Source organism: Amycolatopsis sp., assembly GCF_035546795.1.
GTDB lineage: Bacteria > Actinomycetota > Actinomycetes > Mycobacteriales > Pseudonocardiaceae > Amycolatopsis_E.
The window spans coordinates 200451-220985 of sequence record NZ_DASZWC010000019.1 but is presented as its reverse complement, the minus strand read 5'-3'; the positions used below and the strand labels follow the sequence as shown (position 1 = coordinate 220985).

At 70.5% G+C, this 20535-nt stretch carries 23 protein-coding genes; 20 read left to right on the top strand and 3 right to left on the bottom strand.

Features of this window, described 5'->3' with window-relative positions:
* The first annotated feature begins 42 nt into the window (after positions 1-42).
* Positions 43-330: a hypothetical protein gene (locus VHD82_RS13340; RefSeq protein ID WP_325701997.1), complete on the top strand. Its 288-nt coding sequence runs from the start codon at positions 43-45 to the stop codon at positions 328-330.
* 4 nt (positions 331-334) lie between these two features.
* Here VHD82_RS13340 and VHD82_RS13335 read toward each other — a convergent pair whose 3' ends face one another.
* Positions 335-2137 (bottom strand): long-chain fatty acid--CoA ligase, encoded by a 1803-nt coding sequence (locus VHD82_RS13335; RefSeq protein WP_325701994.1) that lies wholly within the window; start codon positions 2135-2137, stop codon positions 335-337.
* A 105-nt stretch (positions 2138-2242) separates the two neighbouring features.
* On the opposite strand from VHD82_RS13335, the gene VHD82_RS13330 reads away from it, so the two are divergent.
* The 7 genes from VHD82_RS13330 (at position 2243) to VHD82_RS13300 (ending at position 7335) form a co-directional block, all read left to right on the top strand.
* Complete coding sequence (locus VHD82_RS13330; RefSeq protein ID WP_325702135.1) at positions 2243-2632, top strand: polyketide cyclase / dehydrase and lipid transport; 390 nt, start codon at positions 2243-2245, stop codon at positions 2630-2632.
* Between the two features lie 54 nt (positions 2633-2686).
* Entirely contained in the window at positions 2687-3478 is a 792-nt protein-coding gene (locus VHD82_RS13325; RefSeq protein WP_325701991.1) for a metallophosphoesterase family protein, read from the top strand.
* A gap of 28 nt (positions 3479-3506) precedes the next feature.
* Positions 3507-3950: an SRPBCC family protein gene (locus VHD82_RS13320; RefSeq protein ID WP_325701988.1), complete on the top strand. Its 444-nt coding sequence runs from the start codon at positions 3507-3509 to the stop codon at positions 3948-3950.
* 2 nt (positions 3951-3952) lie between these two features.
* Positions 3953-5095, top strand: coding sequence for an ArsA family ATPase (locus VHD82_RS13315; protein ID WP_325701985.1), 1143 nt, complete (start codon positions 3953-3955; stop codon positions 5093-5095).
* Positions 5095-5472 carry a hypothetical protein gene (locus VHD82_RS13310; protein WP_325701982.1) on the top strand — a complete coding sequence of 126 codons (378 nt, stop codon included), beginning with the start codon at positions 5095-5097 and terminating at the stop codon, positions 5470-5472. The genes VHD82_RS13315 and VHD82_RS13310 overlap by 1 nt, the downstream gene beginning before the upstream one ends.
* Positions 5473-6417 (top strand): ROK family protein, encoded by a 945-nt coding sequence (locus VHD82_RS13305; protein WP_325701979.1) that lies wholly within the window; start codon positions 5473-5475, stop codon positions 6415-6417.
* Positions 6418-6480: 63 nt separating this feature from the next.
* Positions 6481-7335 carry an NUDIX hydrolase gene (locus VHD82_RS13300; RefSeq protein WP_325702132.1) on the top strand — a complete coding sequence of 285 codons (855 nt, stop codon included), beginning with the start codon at positions 6481-6483 and terminating at the stop codon, positions 7333-7335.
* 2 nt (positions 7336-7337) lie between these two features.
* Here the strand turns inward: VHD82_RS13300 and VHD82_RS13295 are convergent, their stop codons facing one another.
* The gene (locus tag VHD82_RS13295; protein ID WP_325701976.1) at positions 7338-8138 is read right to left on the bottom strand and encodes a class I SAM-dependent methyltransferase; all 801 of its coding nucleotides are present in this window, start codon (positions 8136-8138) and stop codon (positions 7338-7340) included.
* Positions 8139-8161: 23 nt separating this feature from the next.
* Positions 8162-8752: a mycofactocin system transcriptional regulator gene (gene mftR, locus VHD82_RS13290; RefSeq protein WP_325701973.1), complete on the bottom strand. Its 591-nt coding sequence runs from the start codon at positions 8750-8752 to the stop codon at positions 8162-8164.
* Positions 8753-8834: 82 nt separating this feature from the next.
* Between mftR and mftA the strand changes: the two genes are divergently transcribed.
* The 12 genes from mftA to mftE all read left to right on the top strand — a co-directional run bounded on the left by mftA (position 8835) and on the right by mftE (position 20493).
* The gene (mftA, locus tag VHD82_RS13285; RefSeq protein ID WP_325701971.1) at positions 8835-8939 is read left to right on the top strand and encodes a mycofactocin precursor MftA; all 105 of its coding nucleotides are present in this window, start codon (positions 8835-8837) and stop codon (positions 8937-8939) included.
* A 5-nt stretch (positions 8940-8944) separates the two neighbouring features.
* Entirely contained in the window at positions 8945-9208 is a 264-nt protein-coding gene (gene mftB / locus VHD82_RS13280; protein ID WP_325701969.1) for a mycofactocin biosynthesis chaperone MftB, read from the top strand.
* Positions 9209-9231: 23 nt separating this feature from the next.
* Complete coding sequence (gene mftC, locus VHD82_RS13275; protein WP_325701966.1) at positions 9232-10431, top strand: mycofactocin radical SAM maturase; 1200 nt, start codon at positions 9232-9234, stop codon at positions 10429-10431.
* Positions 10428-12311, top strand: coding sequence for a mycofactocin system FadH/OYE family oxidoreductase 1 (locus VHD82_RS13270; RefSeq protein WP_325701964.1), 1884 nt, complete (start codon positions 10428-10430; stop codon positions 12309-12311). The genes mftC and VHD82_RS13270 overlap by 4 nt, the downstream gene beginning before the upstream one ends.
* Positions 12312-12396: 85 nt before the next feature.
* The gene (locus VHD82_RS13265; RefSeq protein ID WP_325701961.1) at positions 12397-14355 is read left to right on the top strand and encodes a mycofactocin system FadH/OYE family oxidoreductase 2; all 1959 of its coding nucleotides are present in this window, start codon (positions 12397-12399) and stop codon (positions 14353-14355) included.
* Positions 14352-15263 (top strand): mycofactocin-associated electron transfer flavoprotein alpha subunit, encoded by a 912-nt coding sequence (locus VHD82_RS13260; RefSeq protein WP_325701958.1) that lies wholly within the window; start codon positions 14352-14354, stop codon positions 15261-15263. Before VHD82_RS13265 ends, VHD82_RS13260 begins: the two co-directional genes overlap by 4 nt.
* Complete coding sequence (locus tag VHD82_RS13255; RefSeq protein WP_325701955.1) at positions 15260-16612, top strand: FAD-dependent oxidoreductase; 1353 nt, start codon at positions 15260-15262, stop codon at positions 16610-16612. Before VHD82_RS13260 ends, VHD82_RS13255 begins: the two co-directional genes overlap by 4 nt.
* Positions 16609-16908 (top strand): ferredoxin family protein, encoded by a 300-nt coding sequence (locus VHD82_RS13250; RefSeq protein WP_325701952.1) that lies wholly within the window; start codon positions 16609-16611, stop codon positions 16906-16908. The genes VHD82_RS13255 and VHD82_RS13250 overlap by 4 nt, the downstream gene beginning before the upstream one ends.
* Positions 16909-16911: 3 nt before the next feature.
* Positions 16912-17742, top strand: a complete 831-nt coding sequence (locus tag VHD82_RS13245; protein WP_325701949.1) for a mycofactocin-associated electron transfer flavoprotein beta subunit — start codon at positions 16912-16914, stop codon at positions 17740-17742.
* The gene (locus tag VHD82_RS13240) at positions 17739-18515 is read left to right on the top strand and encodes a mycofactocin-coupled SDR family oxidoreductase (protein WP_325701946.1); all 777 of its coding nucleotides are present in this window, start codon (positions 17739-17741) and stop codon (positions 18513-18515) included. The genes VHD82_RS13245 and VHD82_RS13240 overlap by 4 nt, the downstream gene beginning before the upstream one ends.
* Positions 18512-19819, top strand: coding sequence for a mycofactocin biosynthesis glycosyltransferase MftF (gene mftF, locus VHD82_RS13235; RefSeq protein ID WP_325701943.1), 1308 nt, complete (start codon positions 18512-18514; stop codon positions 19817-19819). Before VHD82_RS13240 ends, mftF begins: the two co-directional genes overlap by 4 nt.
* On the top strand, positions 19816-20493 hold the full coding sequence (mftE, locus tag VHD82_RS13230) for a mycofactocin biosynthesis peptidyl-dipeptidase MftE (RefSeq protein ID WP_325701939.1): 678 nt from the start codon (positions 19816-19818) through the stop codon (positions 20491-20493). The genes mftF and mftE overlap by 4 nt, the downstream gene beginning before the upstream one ends.
* The last annotated feature ends 42 nt before the right edge of the window (positions 20494-20535 follow it).

The following is a 20535-nucleotide window of genomic DNA, read 5'->3' as shown; positions in this document are numbered from 1 at the left end:
CCGGGTCGGTGCGGTGACCGTCGAGTTCCTGAGCTGGGAGCTGTGGACCACCTTGCTGCGCTTGCACTTCACCACTTCACCTATCGCGGGCCGTTCATCCGCGATCTGGATTGGGCCGCCAGGGATGACCTCGGCGGCCGGTACTCGGGCCCGGGCGCCGGTTCGAGTTCGAGCACCGGTGAATGGGCCACCGGGTGGGTCATGTTCCGGCCTGCCCCGCCTCGTGAGGCGCGCCGTCTCACCGTCTTCGGTGATGCGGATGAGGTCACCTTCGAACTGTCCGGCCCCACTCCCGAGGCGGGAGCCGGGCCGGGCCGTGAGCCCGGCTAGCCACCTACTTCTGGTACAGGTTCTCGATCGCCGTCGCGTAGTTCTTGGTCACCACGTTGCGCTTGAGCTTCAGGCTCGGCGTGATCTCGCCCGAGGCCTCGGTGAAGTCGTTGGCCAGGATGACGAACTTCTTGATCGCCTCGGCGTGTGAGACCTGCTTGTTCGCCTCGTCCACCGCCGCCTGCACGTCGGCTCGCAGGTCGGCGTCGTCGGCCAGGTCGGCGACGGTCGCGCTTTCGGGCTTGCCGTGTTGCGCCTTCCAGGTGGGGAAGAACTCCTCGTCGATGGTCACCAGCACCCCGATGAACGGGCGCCGGTCGCCCACCACCATGGCCTGGCTGATCACCGGGTTCGCGCGCAGGGTGTCCTCCAGCCCCGACGGGGCCACGTTCTTCCCGCCGGCGGTGACGATGATTTCCTTCTTGCGCCCGGTGATCTTCAGGAAACCGTCACGGTCGAGCTCGCCGAGGTCGCCGGTGTGGAACCAGCCGTCCTCGAGGGATTCCTTCGTCGCCTGCTCGTTGTTGAAGTACGCGTCGAAGACCACGTCGCCCTTCAACAGGATCTCGCCGTCCTCGGCGATGCGCACCGAAGTGCCCGCCACGGGCCGGCCGACGGTGCCGACGCGGAAGGCCGTCTCGGTGTTCACGTTGGCCGCGGCGGAGGTCTCGGTCAGGCCATACCCCTCGAACACCGGAACGCCGATGCCACGGAAGAAATGCGCGAGCCGGCCACCCAGCGGCGCCCCGCCGGACACCGCCGCGATACAACGTCCGCCCAGTGCGGCGCGCAGCTTCGTGTACACGAGCTTGTCGAACAGGAAGTGCTGCGCCTTGAGCCCGAGCCGCGCGTTGCCCTTGTCCTTCGCTTCGCTGTAGGCGACCGCGACGGCCTCGGCCTTGTCGAAGATCGCGCCCTTGCCTTCGCTGTGCGCCTTCTGCTTCGCGGTGTTGTAGACCTTCTCGAACACGCGCGGCACGGCCACCACGAAAGTGGGCCGGAAGGTGCCGAGGTCGGCCACCAGGTTCTTGACGTCCGGGGTGTGCCCGAGCGTCACGCGCGCGGTGATCGCGGTCAGGGCGATCGCGCGGGCCAGCACGTGCGCGAGCGGCAGGAAGCACAGTAGCGAGTTGCCCTGCTCCATCAGCTGCGGGAAGGCGTCGATGTCGGCGCGGATTTCGGCCAGCAGGTTGCGGTGCGTCAGCTCTACGCCCTTGGGCCTGCCGGTGGTGCCCGACGTGTACACGATCGTTGCCAGGTCGTTCGCCGAAACGGTGCGGCGCCGCTCGTGCACCACGTCGTCGGCCACCTTCGCGCCCAGCGCGGTCAGCTCCTCGACCGCGGGGTTGGCGTGCGTGCCCTCGATCTGCCAGGTGTACTTCAGCGCGCCGAGCCGGTCGCGCACCGCGTCGACCTCGCCGTGGTGCTGGTCGGTCTCGACGAACACGCCCTTGGCGCCGGAGTCCGACAGGATCCAGTGCACCTGCTCCGCGGAGGACGTGTCGTAGATCGGCACCGTCACCCCGCCGGCGGCCCAGATCGCGAAGTCGATCAAGGTCCACTCGTACCGGGTCTTGGACATCAGCCCGATCCGGTCGCCGCGTTCGATCCCGGCCTCGATCAGGCCCTTCGCCACGGCCAGCACCTGCGCCGCGAACTCGCGGGCGGTCACGTCCAGCCAGGAGCCGCCGTCCTGGCGACGGAAACTGATCGCGTCGCCGAACCGTTCGGCGTTCGCCCACAGGATGTCGCCCAGGTTCTCGTCATCGGCAACCGGCTTCGCTGCCGGGGCGCTGTACTCGCGCACGGGTGACCTCCGCGTTCTCCGGTGTTACTCGCCAGTCAACTTAGCGGCAGCACCACCTTACGACCAACTGGCGTACCTCATGCCATTCTGACACCTGTGAGCACGCTGAACGGTGCACCGCCCGCCATCGACGTCGTGGACGAGACCTTCCTCGCCGTGCCCCCCGGCACGGTCGCGGCGGCCTTCGCCGAACCGGCCGCGTGGCGCCGCTACTGGCCCGACCTGCTGTTGGAGGTGTACACCGACCGCGGGGACGAAGGTCTGCGCTGGACGGTCAAGGGAGCGCTGACCGGCACGATGGAGGTGTGGCTGGAGCCCAAGCTCGACGGCACCCTGCTGCACTACTTCCTGCGCGCCACCGCCGCCGGGCCGCTGAACCCGCGCGAGCTGCGCCGCGAGTTCGACAAGCGGGCGCGCGCGGCGAAGGCGATCGCGCTGGAGCTCAAGGAGATCCTGGAAGACGGCCGCGAGCCGGGAGTGCCGCCCGCCCGGTGAGCCCCGCCACCGCACCCGGTCGTGCCTGAGTACGCCGCAGTAATGTTGCCGGTTATGCGGGTTCATGTGGTGTCCGACGTGCACGGCAACGCCGAGGCACTGGCCCGGGCAGGTGACGGCGCGGACGCGCTGATCGTGCTCGGTGACCTGCTCGACTTCGTCGACTACCACCAGCACGACCGCGGGATCCTCGGCACGCTGTTCGGCCCGGAAAAGGTCTCGACCTTCGCCCGGCTGCGCCGCGAGGGCAGCCGTGAGGAATCGCTGGCGTTCTCGCGCTCCTTGTGGGCCACCCTCGAAGACCCGGCGTCCGCCGTCGACGACGCCATCCGCACCCAGTACGCCGAGCTGTTCGGGGCCATGAGCGCGCCCACCTACGCCACGCCGGGCAACGTGGACTCCCCGCATCTGTGGCCCGAGTTCGCCGGGAACGGGGTCACCATCGTCGACGGCGAGGTCGTCGAGATCGGCGGGCTGCGGTTCGGGTTCGTCGGCGGGGTGGTGCTGCCGACGGGAACCCCGCTGCCCCGCAAGAACCCGGTCTGGCGCGCGTACCTGCGCCGGCGGGAGGAGTTCGACGAGGCGGTCGGCAAGCTCTCGGACGTGCAGGTGTTGTGCACGCACGTGCCGCCCGCGTTCCCCGAACTGACCTACGACGTCATCGCCCGCAAGCACGAGCTGGGCTCCACGGCGCTGCGCGAGCTGATCACCGCGCAACAGCCGCGGTGGTCGGTGTTCGGGCACGTGCACCAGCCCCTCTCGCCACGGCTGCGGGCCGGGCGGACGGAATGTCGTAACGTCGGTCACTTCAAGGTCACCGAACGGCCCTACGTCCTGCGGTGGTGACCGGGCTTCGCCCTGTAACCTCTGGCCCATGGCCGAGGAGTCCTCCACGCAGTCCATCGAGGTCGAAGCACCCCCCGAGCAGGTCATGGCGGTGATCGCGGACTTCGGGTCGTACCCGCAATGGGCCAAGCAGGTCCGCGAGACCGAGGTGCTGGCCACCGGCGACGACGGGCGCGCCAAGCAGGTCCGGCTCACCCTGGACGCCGGGCCGATCAAGGACGTCTACACCCTCGAGTACGACTGGGCCGCCGACGGCCGGTCGGTCAGCTGGCACCTGATCAAGGGCCAGATGCAGAAGGCGCAGAACGGCCGCTACGAGCTGGCGGACCTCGACGGCCGCACGAAGGTGACGTACACCTTGTCGGTCGAGCTGGTGCTGCCGATGATCGGGTTGCTGCGGCGCAAGGCGGAGAAGATGGTGATGGACACCGCGCTCAAGGAGCTCAAGCGCCGGGTCGAGGATCTTTCCTGAACATGCGGTTGCTGCTGTTCACCGGAAAAGGGGGCGTCGGCAAGACGACCCTCGCCGCGGCGACGGCGGCCGGGCTCGCCGCGAAGGGCCACAAGACGCTGGTGGTCTCCACCGACCCCGCGCATTCCCTCGGTGACGCGTTCTCCCGCACCCTGACCGCGGAACCGGCCGAGGTCGAGCATTGCCTGCACGGCGCCCAGATCGACTCGCGCGGGCTGGCCGACGGGATCTGGCAGGAGTTGCGCGGGAAACTCACCGCCGCGCTCGCGGGTGCAGGCATCGACGCGCTGGACGCCGAGGAACTCACCGTCCTGCCCGGGGTGGACGAACTGCTGGCGCTGACGGAAGTGCAGCGGCTGGCGGAGTCCGGCCGCTGGCACACGATCGTCGTCGACTGCGGGCCGACCGCCGAAACATTGCGGCTGCTCGCGCTTCCCGAGGCGATTTCCGGGTATCTCGGCAAGATGTGGCAGGTGAAGCTCGCGGGTCCGCGCGGCACGGTCGAGTCGGTGCGCCGGCTGGCCGAGCACCTGGAGTCGTTGCGCGGTCTGCTCACCGATCCGGCGGTGACCAGCGTGCGGCTGGTACTGACGCCGGAGCGGGTGGTCGTCGCGGAGGCCCGGCGCACGCTGAGTTCGCTCGCGCTGCGCGGAATCCGGGTCGACGGGGTGATCGTGAACCGGCTGATGCCCGCGCCCCGGGTGTGGCGCGGCCCGGCGGCGTCGTGGATGCGGACGCGCCGCAGGCAGCAGGACGAGGTGCTCGCGGAGCTGGCGGGTTCCGGGCTGGGGGAGTTCTCGCGGGTCGAGCACCGGGCGGTGGAGCCGGTCGGCGCCGAGGCGTTGCGGGAGATCTCGACAGAGCTTTATGGACAGTCGGATCCGTTGCTGGGAAACGGTTCCGAGTTGGCGCCGCTGCTTCAGATGTCCGAAGTGGACGGCGGGTTCGAGCTGCGCGTGATGCTGCCGCTGGCCCGCGACGCGGCGGTGGAACTGGCCAGAGTGGACGATGATCTCGCGATCACCGTGGACGGGCACCGGCGGCTCGTTGCGCTGCCGGAGGCGCTGCGGCCGTGTGAAATCACCGGTGCCGCGTCGGATTCGCGCGGGCTGCTGGTTTCCCTGAGCGACGCCGGGAGGCGCTGATGACCGAGGCCGACGGGGCGAGCCTCGCCGAGGAGATCCGGCTGCTGGTGGAGATGGTCGTGGACCGCGCGGCCCCGTGGCTCGATGGCGTTGTCGCCGCCGGGCACGGTTCCGCCGCCGAGCGGGAGAGCACGGACTGCGGCTGGTGTCCATTGTGTGCGGTCGTCGCACTGGTTCGCGGGGAGAAACCGGAGTTCGCGGCGCGCCTGGTCGAGCAGCTGGCGCAGCTGGTGGCATTGTTGCGGGCGGTACTGGCCGACCGGTGGGAGCCCGAGGCCGGTTTCCACATGCCAGGCTTCAAACCCGCGGCGAAGCCCGAGCCGTCGTCGTCGCGGGTGCAGCGGATCCCCGTGCAGTGGCGGGGCGAGGAGGGGTAAGTGCTCGCGGTCGGCCTCGATGTCGGCGGGACGAGTGTGCGTGCCGCCGTAGTGGATGGGCAGGGGTCCATTCTGGACACCGCGCGGGTGGGCACACCCAGCGACGAAAGCGCTTTGGAGGACGCCATTTCCGGCGTCGTCGACGAGCTGCGCAACCGGCACGACGAGGTCGGCGCGGTCGGGCTCGCGGTCGCCGGGTTCGTGGCCAGCGACCGGCGCACGGTGATGTTCGCGCCGCATCTGGCCTGGCGGGCCGCCCCGGTGGCGGACCGGATGGCCAAACGCATCGGCCTGCCCGTGACGCTGGAGCACGACGCGAACGCAGCCGCGCTCGGCGAGCACCGGTTCGGTGCGGCGCGGGGCGCGCGGGTGGCGGCGCTGGTGGCGATCGGCACCGGGATCGGTGCGGGACTGTTGCTGGACGGGAAGATCTACCGCGGCGGGTTCGGGGTGGCGCCGGAGCTGGGGCATCTGACGGTGCTGCCCGGCGGGCGGGCCTGCCCGTGCGGGAAGTACGGGTGCTTCGAGCGGTACTGCAGCGGGACGGCGCTCGCCGCGACTGCGGTCGAGCTGATGGCCCGCTGCCCGGGGCAGTCCACGTTGCTGGCGCGGGAGATGTCCGGTGACCCTGGCTCGATCACCGGTCGCCGGGTGGCCGGGGCGGCGCGCGACGGCGACCCCATCGCGCAGCGTGCGATGGCCGAGCTGGCGAAGTGGCTCGGCGAAGGGCTGGCACTGGTCGCGGACGTGTTCGACCCGGAGATCGTGGTGATCGCGGGCGGCGTGTCCGGTTCGGCGCCGCTGTTCCTCGACGAGGCCCGCGAGCACTACACCGCGGCCGTCACCGGCGCGAAGCACCGTCCGCTGGCCCGCATCCGCACCGCGCACCTCGGCGACGACGCCGCCATGGTCGGCGCGGCCGCACTGGCCCTGGATGCCGCCTGACCCTGGGGACGGCCCAGGTTGTGGCCGCTGGGCTGGATGATCGTGTGTCAAAGTAGAGGTGTGTTGACTCGTGAAGACGGCGACGGGTTCGTGGTGTGTCTGCGCGGGCATCGGCACTGGGGCCGGTTCGGCGCGGCGGGGCTGCTCCTTGCCGACCCGGCACGCGGCGTGCTGTTGCAGCGCCGGGCCTGGTGGACGCATCACGGCAGTACCTGGGCGCTGCCTGGCGGCGCGCTGAACAGCCACGAAACACCGGCGCAGGCGGCGGCCCGCGAAGCCGAAGAGGAGGCCGCGATCCCCGCGGAAGCACTGCGGCTCGCGTCGTCGTCGCTCGTCGATCACGGCGGGTGGAGCTACACGACCGTGCTCGCCACTGTCGCCGGGACGTTCTCCGAGCGGGTGATGAACGCCGAGAGCGACGAGCTGCGCTGGGTGGCGCCTGAGGAAGTCGAGAACTTCCCGCTGCACAAGGATTTCGCGCAGGCTTGGCCGGCGCTCAAGGATCAGCTCGGCCGGGAGCTGGTGCTCGTGGTGGACGGGGCGAACGTCGTCGGCAGCAGGCCGGACGGGTGGTGGCGGGACAGGGCCGGCGCCGCCGTTCGCCTGCGGGATCGCCTCGCCGGGCTGGCGGGTATCCCGGGCGATGACGTCGGCCTGCCGGACTGGCGGTGGTGGCCGAGGGTGCTGCTGGTCGTCGAAGGCCAGGCGCGCGGCACAGAGCCGGTGGGGGAGGTCGAGGTGATCGCCGCACCCCGCGACGGCGACTCGGCGATCGTCGATACCGTCCGCGCTTTGCGGCCCGAGGACCACGTGCTGGTGGTCACCGCCGATCGCGAGCTGCGGGACAGGGTCACCGCCGAGGGCGCGCGTGTGCTGGCCCCTTCCGCGCTGTTACGGCTGCTCGACGAGCTGGACTGACGTCAGGTCCACGCGTCGATCACGTGCACCAGCCGCGCTGACGGGTCTTCCGTGTCGGCGGGCGTGACGTCGGCGGCGGGGAAGCCGCAGTCGCCCAGCGCCGCGGCCGCTTCGGTGTCGTCGGCGAAGTGCAGGTGCACGCGGCCGCGCACGATGGTGGAGAGCAGGCCGACGCCGAGGCGCTGGACCGGCGAGTCACCGAGCACCACGTCGGCGAAGTACGCGCCGGTGGGGAAGCGGCGGAGCACGTCGGCGAAGCGGCGCCACATGCCGGTGACCGCGTCGAGGTCGAAGTAGTTCAGCAGGCCTTCGGTGATGATCGCCGTGCCGAGTTCCGGGTCGAGCGAATCGGCGAGTGCGCCGAGGCTTTCCGGGCCGTCCTCCGCCAGCGCGTCGAGCGTGACCACCCGGGGCGACGGCCCGTCGAGGCGCTGCAGAAGACGTTGCTTGCGGGCGGCCATCCGGGGCAGATCGGCTTCGACGTAGCGCACGTCGTAGCGGCGCGTGAACCGCCAGCCGCGGGCGGACAGCCCGGCCGCGATCTCGATCACCTGCCCGATCTCGCCGCGTTCGACGGCGCCGGCGAGTAGCGCGTCGAGGATGCGGTGCCGGGCGACGAGCATCCCTTCGAAGGTGGGCTGGCCGAGCCGCCTGCTGACGGCCATCGCGGGTTCGAGCGCGTGGTAGAACAGCCGCCCTTCGGTGGTGGCCAGAGCCTGCGGCGCGAGCCCGTTGCGCACCCAGACGTAGCCCGTGTAGTGGCCGGTCGGGCTGATGGCCTCGGAACCACGCGGCAGCAGCACACCGGCATGGTAGGACAACCGGCTCAGGCCAGTGCGGTCGACAGGCCCCGCATCCCGGCGCGCATCAGTTCGCCCAGTTCGGCGTCGGCGGTGCGCAGCCACTGTTCGTAGGCGGCCAGTGCCACGCCCAGGGTCGCGTATGCAATCGCTTGCGGGGCAAGGGAATCCGGGCTCGCGCCGACGCGTGCGGCGACGAACTCCGCCAGTACCTGCCGCCACTCGGCGTAGCGGAGGGTGGAGTGTGCCTGCAGGGCCGGGGTGGTCAGGATCAGTTCCATCCGGCGCCGGTGCCACGGCGCCTCGGCCGGGTCGATCCGGTTGAAGTCGACCAGGGCGTCGCTGATCACCTGCAGGAGTGGTTTGTCCCCGGGCGCCTCGGCGAGGCGGGTCCGCATCAGGGTCAGCTGGCCCTCGAAGTCGCCCCAGGCGACGTCGTTTTTGGACGGGAAGTAGCGGAAGAAGGTGCGGCGGCCGATCCCGGCGGCCTGTGCGATGTCGTCCACGGTCGTACGCTCGAACCCCTGGCGCGCGAACAGTTCGAACGCCGCGTGTTCCACTTCGGAGCGTGACGTGATCGGACGGCGTCCGGATCGGGTTGTCACCGGATCAGGCATCGGCTCTTCCATTCGGCACTCGGTGCCATTATTGTTCGGTATCGGAGGCCGCATCGGGGCGGCCAGGCGAAGGGAGCATCCCATGTCCGAGGTCCAGCAGGGCACCGAGTCGCACGAAGAGCCGTTGGTCGAGGCCGACCTGCTCGTCGAAGAGGTCTCCATCGACGGCATGTGCGGCGTCTACTGAGCAGCATGTTCGATCCAGGGCAGGCCTACCGGTGTTCGCCGAGGGTCGCGTTGCGGCCGGAGCCCTTCGGCGCGCTCGCGTATGACTTCGGCACGCGGAGGCTGTCGTTTCTGAAGACGAAGTTGCTGGTCGAGGTGGTGCGCGCGCTGGAGGAGCAGCCCGACGTGCACACCACCCTCGACGCGGCCGGGGTGCCCGAGCCGGAGCGTCCCAGCTATCTGAAGGCACTCGAGGGTCTCGCGGGCAACGGGACCATCGAACCCCGCTGATCCCACCACGTGAAAGGCGCGCGATGAAGCTCGTCGAGCATTTCAAAGAGGGGCTCAACTCGCCCATCTGTCTGACCTGGGAACTGACCTACGCGTGCAATCTCTCGTGTGTGCACTGCCTTTCCTCGTCGGGCCGCCGTGACCCGCGGGAGCTGAGCACCGAGGAGTGCAAGGCGGTCATCGACGAGCTGCAGCGGATGCAGGTGTTCTACGTGAACATCGGCGGCGGTGAGCCCACCGTCCGGTCCGACTTCTGGGAGCTGGTCGAGTACGCGGTCGCCCACCAGGTCGGTGTGAAGTTCTCCACCAACGGCGTCAAGCTCACCCCCGAGCGCGCCCGCTGGCTCGCCGCCACCGACTACGTGGACGTGCAGATTTCGCTGGACGGCGCCACCGCCGAGGTCAACGACTTCGTTCGCGGCCCGGGTTCCTACGACACCGCGATCCGCGCGATGACGAACCTGCGCGACGCCGGGTTCAAGGATTTCAAGCTGTCGGTGGTGATGACGCGGCAGAACGTCGACCAGCTCGACCAGTTCGCCGAAATCGCCGACACCTACGGCGCGCAGCTGCGGATCACCCGGCTGCGTCCGTCCGGCCGCGGCGCCGACGTGTGGGACGAGCTGCACCCGACGGCCGAGCAGCAGCTCACGCTGTATGACTGGCTGGTCGGCAACGGCGAGAAGGTGCTCACCGGGGACTCCTTCTTCCATCTCAACGCACTCGGCTCGGACCCGCTGCCGGGCCTGAACCTGTGTGGCGCCGGCCGGGTGGTGTGCCTGATCGACCCGGTGGGCGACGTCTACGCCTGTCCGTTCGCCATCCACCAGGAGTTCATGGCCGGCAACGTGCGCGACGGCGGCTTCGGCAAGGTGTGGCGCGAATCCGAGCTGTTCAACAACCTGCGCGGCCCGCAGACCGGCGGCGCCTGCACCTCCTGCTCGGCGTATGACGCCTGCCAGGGCGGCTGCATGGCGGCCAAGTTCTTCACCGGCCTGCCGCTGGACGGGCCGGACCCGGAATGCGTGAAGGGACACGGGGAACTCGCGCTGCAGGGCGTCGGCGCCCCGGCGCCACGGTCCGATGTGGACCATTCCCACCGCACCACGCGCAAGAGCCGCAAGGTGCCGGTGTCGATCGGTTTCGGCCCGCCCGAGGGCACCGACCGGCCGGACCGCGCCTGTGACACCTCGCCGCTGGCCGGGTTCACCCCGGGCCGATGAGCGCACTGACCGGTCCGGCAGAACTGGCCGGGCGGGCACTGACCAGCCGTGTGCTGTTCGGTCCCCATGAGACGAATCTGGCGCGTGGCAGGGTGTTTTCCGACCGGCACGTCGCCTACTACGCGCGGCGTGCGGCCGGTGGCGCGGGCATTGTTGTCACCGAGACCGCCAGCGTGCACGACTCTGACTGGCCGTACGAGCGGGCGCCGCTGGCCGCGCTCTGCGGTCCCGGCTGGCGGTCCACTGTGGACGCCTGCCGGCCACACGGCACGATTGTGCTCGCCGGGCTCGGGCATTCCGGGTCGCAGGGCTCCACGGCGTTCAACCAGTCCGCGCTGTGGGCGCCGTCGCGGGTGCCGGACGTGGCCAGCCGCGAGCTGCCGATGGAGATGGAAGACACCGAGATCAAGGCGCTCGTCGCCGGGTTCTCCGAGGCTGCCGCGTTGGCCGTCGAGTCCGGAATGGACGGTGTGGAGATCGACGCCGGGCAGTACTCGCTGCTGCGGCAGTTCTCCTCCGGGCTGACGAACCAGCGGGGTGACGAGTACGGCACCGACAAGTCGAGGCTGCTGCGGGAAGTGCTCGGCGCGGTAAGGGAATCCGGCGGGATCGTCGGGCTCCGGCTCTCCTGTGACGAGCTGGCGCCGTGGGCCGGGCTCACCCCGGAACAGGCCGCGGTGCTGGCGCGTGACCTGGCCGGCCTGGTGGACTACCTGGTGCCGGTGCGGGGTTCGGCGATGAGCGGTTCGGCGACCAAACCCGACCTGCACGTCGAGCCGGGCTTCAACCGCGAGCTGTGCCGCCAGATCACCGAGGCCGTCGAAGGCCGCACGGTGACGGTGTTGCAGGGCAGTGTCGTCGAGCCCGAGCAGGCGCAACAAGCGCTGGACGACGGGGTCGCGGGGCTCGTCGAGATGACGCGCGCCCAGATCGCCGACCCGGATCTGGTGGTCAAGGTGCGTGCCGGCGCGGCGGTCCGGCCGTGCGTGCTGTCCAACCAGAAGTGCCGGGTGCGGGACAACCGCAACCCGATCGTCAGCTGCATCAGCGAACCGCGCAGCGGGCACGAGACCGGGGACCCCGCGCCCGAGGGCAGCGATTCGCCTCGGGACGTGCTGGTCGTCGGCGGCGGCCCGGCTGGGCTGGAAGCCGCCCGGGTGCTGGCGATGCGCGGGCACCAGGTCGAGCTGGCGGAGCGCTCCGACAGTCTGGGCGGGATGCTGCGCGTCGCCGCGAAGGTCGGCGGGCGTTCGCGGTTCGGCAAGCTCGCCGACTGGCTGGAGAGCGAAGTGCGGCGGCTCGGGGTGCGGATCAGCACCGGGGTCGAGGTGACCGAGCTGGACCGGCCGTCGATCGTGGCCACCGGTTCCCTTGCCGGGCCGAGGAACTACACGATCCACAATGGAACGATTGTCGACGTGGTGGACCTGCTGGCCGGTGCGGAGCTGCCCGACGGCCCGGTGGTGGTGGCCGATCCGGTCGGCGATTTCGTCGGCGTCGGGGTGGCGGAACTGCTGGCGAGCCAGGGCAGGCAGACCGCGATCATCAGCCAGGACCAGGTGATCGGCACCCAGCTCGCACTCACCGGCGACCTCGCCGACGCGAACACCCGGCTGCAGCAGGCAGGTGTGACGCTGGCGAAGTGCTCGTTGCTGCGCGAGGTGCACGCCGATCACGTGGTACTGGAGGATTCCTTCACCGCCGAACGCCGCGAGCTGCCCTGCGCCGTGTTGATCCACTGTGGACACCGGCTGCCGGACGAGACGCTGGCCGGGCCCGTGCGGGCCGGTGACTGCGTCGCGCCGCGGACGGTGCACGAAGCGATCCTCGAAGGGCGTCGCGCGGCGATGGTCCTTTCGGCAGAAGGTGCGAAGGTATGAGCGACGCTTGCGAGCGAATCATGGACGCCATGTCTGCCGACGTGTTGTTGTTGCCGCGGCTTGCCGTGTCCGTCGAGGAGGGCGCATGAGCGGCGGCCGGTACAAGTACCTGTTCTCCCCCTTGCAGGTGGGGCCGGTGGTGGTGCGCAACAGGATCGTGTTCTCCGCGCACCTGACGAACTACGCCCAGGACGGGCTGCCCAGCGAGCAGCACGCCGAGTACTACGCCGCGCGCGCGGCCGGTGGCGCCGGGCTGATCATCACCGAGGAGCATTCCACCCACGTCACCGACTGGCCGTACGAGAAGCTCATCCACGGCTTCCACCGCTCGGTGATCCCCGGCTACAAACGGATCACCGACGCGGTGCACGCCCACGGCACGCCGATCTTCGCGCAGCTCAACCACAACGGCGGGCAGGCCTCGTCGATGTACTCGCGGCTGCCGGTGTGGGCGCCGTCGCCGGTGCCGGACCCGATGTTCCGTGAGGTGCCCAAGGGCATCGATGTGCACGAGATCGCCGAGGTGGTCGCCGGGTACGGGACGGTCGCCGGGCATTGCGCCGAAGGCGGGTTCGACGGGATCGAGCTGCAGTGCTCGCACTCCTCGATCGTGCGCGGATTCCTTTCCCCCGCAACGAACAAGCGCACCGACGCCTACGGCGGCTCGCTGGCGAACCGGGCGCGGATCCTGCTGGAGATCATCGGCGCCGTGCGCGAGGCGATCGGCCCCAACCGTGCGCTGGGCGTCCGGCTGTGCGGGGACGAGCTGATCGAAGGTGGCACGACCATCGACGAGGCCGTCGAGGTCGCGAAACTGGTGGAGGCGACCGGGAAGGTCGACTACATCAACACCTCGATCGGCGTGGCCACCTCGACGCTGTTCATGATCGAAGCCTCGATGGCGATCCCGCCGGGGTACGCCCTGTTCATCTCCAACGCGATCCGCGAGGCGGTGCGGATCCCGGTGATCGGGGTCGGCCGGATCAAGGATCCGGTGCAGGCGGAACGCGCGCTGGCCGAAGGGCATGCCGACCTCATCGGTGTGGTGCGCGGGCAGATCGCGGACGCCGATTTCGTGGCGAAGGCCCGTGCCGGGCACGCCACGGAGATCCGCACCTGTCTGTCCTGCAACCAGGAGTGCGTCGGCCGGATGGGGCTCAACCGGTGGCTGGGCTGCATCGAGAACCCGCGCACCGGCAAGGAATCCGTGCCGCTGCCGATGCCGGGCCCGCGCCCGAAGCGGGTACTCGTCGTCGGCGGGGGGCCCGCCGGGCTGCAGGCCGCCTCGACGGCCGCGCAGCGCGGGCACCACGTCACGTTGTTCGAGCGTGGGGAGCACACCGGTGGTCAGGTGGCGCTCGCCGCGAGCATCCCGAGCCGGGCCGAATTCCTCGACGTGGTCAGGAATCTGCTCGCCGAATGCCAGCGTTACGGGGTGGACGTCAAGACCGGCGCGGAGGCTTCGGCCGAGTTGCTGCGCGGCGAGTCGCCGGACGCCGTCGTGCTCGCGACCGGTGCGAAACCGCAGGCGCCGTACTGGGCGGGCGGGCTGGAGCGGGTGGTCGACGTGCGCGACGTGCTGGACGGCCGCGCGACGCCGTCCGGTGAGGTGTTCGTGCTGGACGACCTCGGCTTCCACCAGGCCACCTCGGTCGCCGAGTTGCTGGCCGATCGTGGTTGCCGGGTAAGGCTTTCCACCTCCGGTATGGTCGTCGGCCAGGATCTGGGCATCACGCTCGACATGGAGACCTTCAACGTGCGGGCGCACGCGAAGGGGATCGCCCAGCACACCGACGAGGTGGTGCTGGGAGCGTCCGAAGAGGACGGACGGATCGTGCTGCAGGTACTGACGCACACCACGGGCGTGACCAACGAGGTCCGCTGCGACTGGGTGGTCTGCGCGACCCACCAGGCGCCCGAGGACGCGTTGTGGCACGAGCTGAAAGGCGCGCCGTTCGAGGTGTACCGGGCGGGCGACTGCGTGACCCCGCGCCGCGCGCATTCGGCCGTGATCGAGGGGCACCGCGCGGGGGTGGCGTTGTGATCGCCGTACTGGTGGTGCGTGACGGAGTGCTGCCGCTGGGCGCGGACGAGGCAGTGGCCGAAGCCGGCGGCACCGCGGTGCTCGTGGGCACCGGGGTGAAGGAAGCGGCGGCCGAGCTGCCGTCGCTGCACAGTGGTCAGCTCGCCGAGAACGGCGTGTTCGCGCCGGGTCGCTGGGCCCGCCAGCTCGCGAAAGTCCTTGAGGACGAACAGATCCTGCTGCCCGCGTCACCCGACGGCCGGGACCTGGCGCCTCGGTTGGCCGCCGAGCTCGGACGTCCGCTGCTGCCCGGCGCGTTCCGCGTCCGGGCCGGCGGCGCGGAGGTTCTTCGCTGGGGCGGGCGGGTCAGCGTCGACCTCACCGCGGACGGGCCGTTCGTCGCCACGCTGCTTCCGGGCGTGCGCGGCGGGCAGCCCGCGGGAGTGTCGCCGACGCTGCACGACCTGGCGCTGCCCGAGGTGGAGGCGGTGCCGGACGTGACCGTGACGGAAGTGCTCGACCCCGAGCCGGGCACGGTCGATCTCGCCGAGGCCGCGCGGATCTTCGGCGCCGGAGCCGGGCTCGGTCACGGCGAACTGGACGGCCCGGCCGTCGTGGAGCTGCTCGGCCGGGTTGCTTCGGCGCTGGGCGCGTCGCTCGGCGCCACGCGCGTGGTGACCGACGCGGGGTGGACCGGTTATCAGCGCCAGATCGGTACCACCGGGGTCGTGGTGAACCCGGAACTTTACGTCGCCTTCGGGATTTCCGGTGCGGCACAACATATCGGCGGGCTCGGCACGCCGGAGCACGTGGTCAGCGTGAACACCGACCCGTCCTCGCCGATGACCGCGATGGCCGATCTCGGGATCGTCGCCGACGCGCAGGCCACGCTCGCCGAACTCGCCCGGATCCTGGAGGTGCGCCGATGACTCACGCGGGACCGAGCTCGCAGTCCGCGGTGGTCGAGGCCACCACCCGGACCTTCGACGTGATCGTCGTCGGCGCCGGGCCTGCCGGGTCCGCGGCCGCGCTGGAGGTGGCGCGCGCCGGGTACTCCGTCGCGCTCGTGGAGCGGGGGCCGTTCCCCGGCTCCAAGAACGTCTATGGCGGGGTGGTCTACGGCCGGATCCTGGACGAGCTGGTGCCGCGGTGGTGGGAGCGGATGCCGGTGCAGCGCTGGGTCACCCGGCGGCAGACCATGATCATGACCGAGCACCAGGCGCTCACCGTGGACTTCCGCACCGAGGACTGGGGCAAGCCGCCGTACAACGGGGCGACTGCGCACCGCGCGGACCTCGACTCCTGGCTCGCCGAGCTGGCCGTGGAAGCGGGCGCGGTGCTCGTACCGTCCACTGTGGTCACCGGGCTGCTGCGGGATCGCGCCGGCGCGGTGGTCGGGGTGCGCACGGACCGGCCGGACGGGGATCTCACCGGTGGGGTGGTGATCGCGTGCGACGGGGTGAACTCGTTCCTGGCCAAGGAAGCCGGGATGTACGACACCGAGCACGAGGCCGAACACCTCACGCTCGGCGTCAAGCAGACGCTGGCGCTGCCGCGCGAGACGATCGAGGAACGGTTCGCGGTGACCGGCCGCGACGGGGTCGACATCGAGATGCTCGGCTGTACGCGCGGTATTCCCGGCGGCGGTTTCCTCTACACCAACTACGAGTCGATCAGCATCGGCGTGGTGCTCGGCCTGCCGGGTGTGCGGGACGGCAAGACGAGGCCGGAGGACCTGGTCGCCGACCTGAAACGGCATCCCGCGATCGCCCCGCTGGTCAGGGGCGGCGAGCAGATCGAGTACTCGGCGCACCTGATTCCCGAGGGCGGCTACCGGTCGATGCCGGAGCTGGCCGGGGACGGGATCCTGATCGCCGGTGACGCGGCGGCGATGTGCCTGGCCGCGGGGCTCTGGCTGGAGGGCGTGAACTTCGCGCTCGGCGCCGGGATGCTCGCCGGGCGGGCGGCGGCGCGGGCGCTCAAGGCCGGTGACGTTTCCCGCGCCGGGCTCGGCGAGTACCGCAAGCTGCTGGAGAACTCGTTCGTGCTCGCCGATCACCGGAAGCTGCGCGACTTTCCCGGGCTGGTGCTCTCCGAACGGATGCAGCAGCGGTATCCCGGCCTGGTCTGCGATCTGGTGCAGGGACTGTTCCAGGTGGACAATCCCGCGCCGAAACCGGGGCTGCGCAAGCTGTTGCTGCGCAGCGCCAAGAACAACGGGGTCCGCCTGCGTGACCTGGCGCGTGACGGGTGGACCGGGATGCGGGGACTGCGATGACCGAACGGCGTTACCAGGAGCAGGCCTTCGACGACGTGATGTCCACTGTGGAGTTCCGCGTCGCGGAGCGGCCGCATATCGTGGTGGACACCGAGATCTGCCGGTCCTGCACGACGAAGGCGTGCGTGCACGCCTGTCCGGCGGATCTGTTCGTGCCCACCAGTGAGGGCGGGATCCTGTTCAACTACGAGCAGTGCTTCGAGTGCGGCACCTGCTACCAGATCTGCAACGGCGAAAACGCGATCAGCTGGAGCTACCCCGACGGGGGCTACGGCGTCGTGTTCAAAAAGGGGTAGACGATGTTGGTCGTGGCCGCGTTGCGCTGGGTGGACCAGCGTGCCCCGGTGGATGCGCTGACCGGTGAGGTACACCCCGACGCGCGGGTGAGCGGGCCGAGCGCCGCGGACCGGGCCGCGCTCGAACACGCCTTGCGGCTCAAGGAAACCCTCGGTGGCCGTTGCCTGGCCGTCACGGTCGGGCCCGCCGAGGCGGACGAGATGCTGCGCGAGGCGCTGGCGCTGGGCGCGGACGAGGTGTTGCGGGTGGCGGGCCCGGATCCGGCCGAAACCGTCACCGAGGACGGCAGCGAGACCGCGCGCCTGCTGCTGGCCGCGTTGCCGGAGCGGCCGGACATCGTGGTCTGCGGGGATCATTCCGCCGATCGTGGCACGGGCAGTACACCCGCGTTCCTGGCGCACCGGCTCGGCGCCTGCCAGGCGCTCGGGTTGATCGAACTCGGTGTGGTGGAAGGGAAGCTGCGCGCATTACGGCGGCTGGACGGGGGGCGCCGGGAGCGGCTCACCTTCGGTACTCCGGCGGTCTGTTCGGTGGAACCGGCGGACACGGTGCCGCGCCGCGCGTCGCTGCCTGCCACGCTCGCCGCCCGCGCCGCCGAGATTCCCGTGGCGCACGGCGAGGAGCTGCATGTGAAGGCGGGCGTGGTCCGGCCGTACCGGCCGAGGCCCCGCGCGTTGCCGAGCCCGGAAGGGGCGGAGCCGCACCAGCGCGTGCTGGCCTTGACCGGAGCGCTGGTGGAGCGTACACCGCCGAAGGTGCTCCGGCCGGGTAGTCCCGCCGAAGCGGCGCAGGCCTTGCTCGATTACCTGCGTGAGCACGGGTACGCGGAATGAGAACCGCCGTGGTCACCGGAGCGGGCCGGGGGATCGGCGCCGCGGTGGTGAACCAGCTCGCCGGTGAGGGCTGGTCGGTCGTCGCCGTCGACATCTGCGCCGACCTGCCCGGGGTGAAGTATCCCTTGGCGCGCAGGGAAGATCTCGCCGCGCTGGCCGCGAAGTGGCCGCAGGTCCGGGATTTCGTCGCCGATGTGCGTGACCCGGACGCGCTGCAGGAAGCGGTCGCGCTGGCGGAGCGGGAGTTCGGCGGGGTGGACGCCGCGGTGGCCGCCGCCGCGGTCATGGCCGGCGGGAAACCCTTGTGGAAAACCGAAGACGGTGACTGGGACGCGTTGTTCGACACCGGCGTGCGTGGCGTGTTCAACCTCGCTCGCGCGGCTGTGCCGGCGTTGTTGCGCAGGCCGGAACCGCGTTCGGGGCGCTTTGTCGCTTTGGCGTCCGCGGCGGGGCACAAAGGCCTGTGGCACCTGGCCGGGTACAACGCGGCGAAGCACGCCGTGGTGGGCCTGATCCGCGGCCTGGCAACGGATCTGCGCGGCACCGGCGTCACCGCGACGGCCGTGTCACCGGGCTCGACCCGGACGGCGATGCTCGACGCCACGGCCGCGCTCTACGACCTCGAAGACGTCCAGGAGTTCTCCCAGCACCAGCTCGCCGAAAGGCTGTTGGCGCCCGAGGAGGTGGCCGCCGCCGTGTGCTGGCTGTGCGGGGAACAGGCTTCCGCGATCACGGGCACGGTCGTGCACGCCGACGGAGGCTTCACGGCATGAGGCTGCGGATCGATCCGGGAACCCGAATGCTCGGGCGGACCCTGATCGGTGGTGCACCGCTGCGAGTGCTCCGGCTTTCCGAAGCCGGGGCGCGGCTCTTCCGGCAATGGGAAAACGGTGACGAGGTCCACAGTGGAGGGCAACTCGCGGACAAAATCATCGCCGCCGGCATCGCGCATCCGGTGTACGAGCGGGGCACGCTGACCCCGGCCGACGTGACCATCGTCGTGCCTGCGCGTGATCCCGCCGGCCCGCTGCCGGTTGGCGCGCTGGTCGTGGACGACGGTTCGGTCGAGCCGATTCCCCATGCGGCACAACGACATCAGGTGGCCAGAGGTCCCGCCGCGGCGCGTAACACCGGCTGGTGGCTGGCCGACACCCGGCTCGTCGCGTTCCTCGACGCCGACACCCGGCCCGCGCCGGGCTGGCTCGAAAACCTCCTCCCGCAGTTCGAAGATCCCGCCGTCGTCGCCGTCGCGCCCCGCGTGCGTAGCGCGAAAGGCTCGACGAAACTCGCGCGGTACGAACGGGCCCGCTCCTCGCTCGATCTCGGTGACAAGCCCGCGCAGGTGGGGCGCGGCGGTCGTGTCACGTATGTGCCGACGGCGGCGCTCGTCGTGCGCGTCGAAGCTCTGCGTGAGATCGGCGGGTTCGACGAAGACCTCCGCTTCGGTGAGGACGTGGATCTCGTGTGGCGGCTTGTCGACGCGGGTGGGCGGGTGCGCTACGAACCCGCCGCGGAAGTCGTGCACGAGCCCCGAAGCAGCTGGCGTGCGTGGGCGAAGCAGCGGTTCGACTACGGCACCTCCGCGGCACCGCTGTCCCGTCGGCACGGCCGAAAAGCCTTGGCGCCGCTGCGAATCTCCGGCTGGACGGCGCTGGCGTGGTCGTTGGTGGCGCTGGGAAAGCCGAAGCTCGGGCTCATGGTCGCGCTGGTCACTGCCGGGCTCCTCCCGCGCAAGCTCCGGCCGATGGGTGTACCGGACGGTGAGTCGCTCAAGCTCGCCTTGCGCGGACATCTCGGCGCCGGTCGGTACGTCGCCGACCTGCTGACGCGCACCTGGGGACCGGTCGCGATCCCCTTGCTGGCAGCGACAAGACGGGGCCGGTGGACGCTCGCGCTCGCGCTGTCCCGGCATGTCCGCGAGTGGGCCGAGGTCAAACCGGAGGTGGATCTCGGCACGTGGATCGCGGCCCGCGCGGCCGACGACCTCAGCTACGGCGCCGGGGTCTGGCGTGGTTGCGTCACCGAGCGCACGGTCGCGCCGTTGGTTCCGGATCTGTCCGACTGGCCGGGTAAATGACGCACCTGGCCGATGTCGCGTGGCCCGAGCTGGGCCGCCGGATTCTCGCCGTTCCGCTCGGCGCGGTGGAGCAGCACGGCCCGCACCTGCCCTACACCGTCGACACCGAGGTCGCCGTGGCGCTGTGCGAACGTGTTGCGGCGCAACGGAAAGACGTCGTCTTGGCGCCCGCGTTGCCGTTCGGGTCCAGCGGCGAGCACGCCGGTTTTCCCGGCACGCTCTCGATCGGGCAGGACGCCACCGAGGCGGTACTGGTCGAGCTGGTCCGCTCGGCCGATTCGTACGCCGGGGTCATTCTCGTGTGCGGGCACGGTGGAAACGCCGAGCCGTTGCGCCGGGCCCTTGCCACGCTTCGGTACGAGGGCCGCAACGTCCGCGCCTGGGGCCCGGGCGGGTCACCCGACGACACCCATGCCGGTCGCACCGAGACGTCCGTGATGCTCGCGCTGCGACCGTCCGCGGTCCGGCTCGACCGGCTCGAACCCGGGAACACAACACCGTTACCGCAACTGATTCACCAACTGCGCGAAGGTGGCGTGGCCGCCGTGAGTCCCAGCGGAGTGCTCGGGAATCCGGTGGGCGCGACTGCCGAAGAAGGCGAACGGATACTCCTCAACTGGGGCAATGCTCTACTTGAAGCTGTCGAGGCGGTTGCGTCGGATGCCATGATGTAGCGGTCCGTGCCTGCGACCCACGTCACAAAGAGGTGAAGCGTC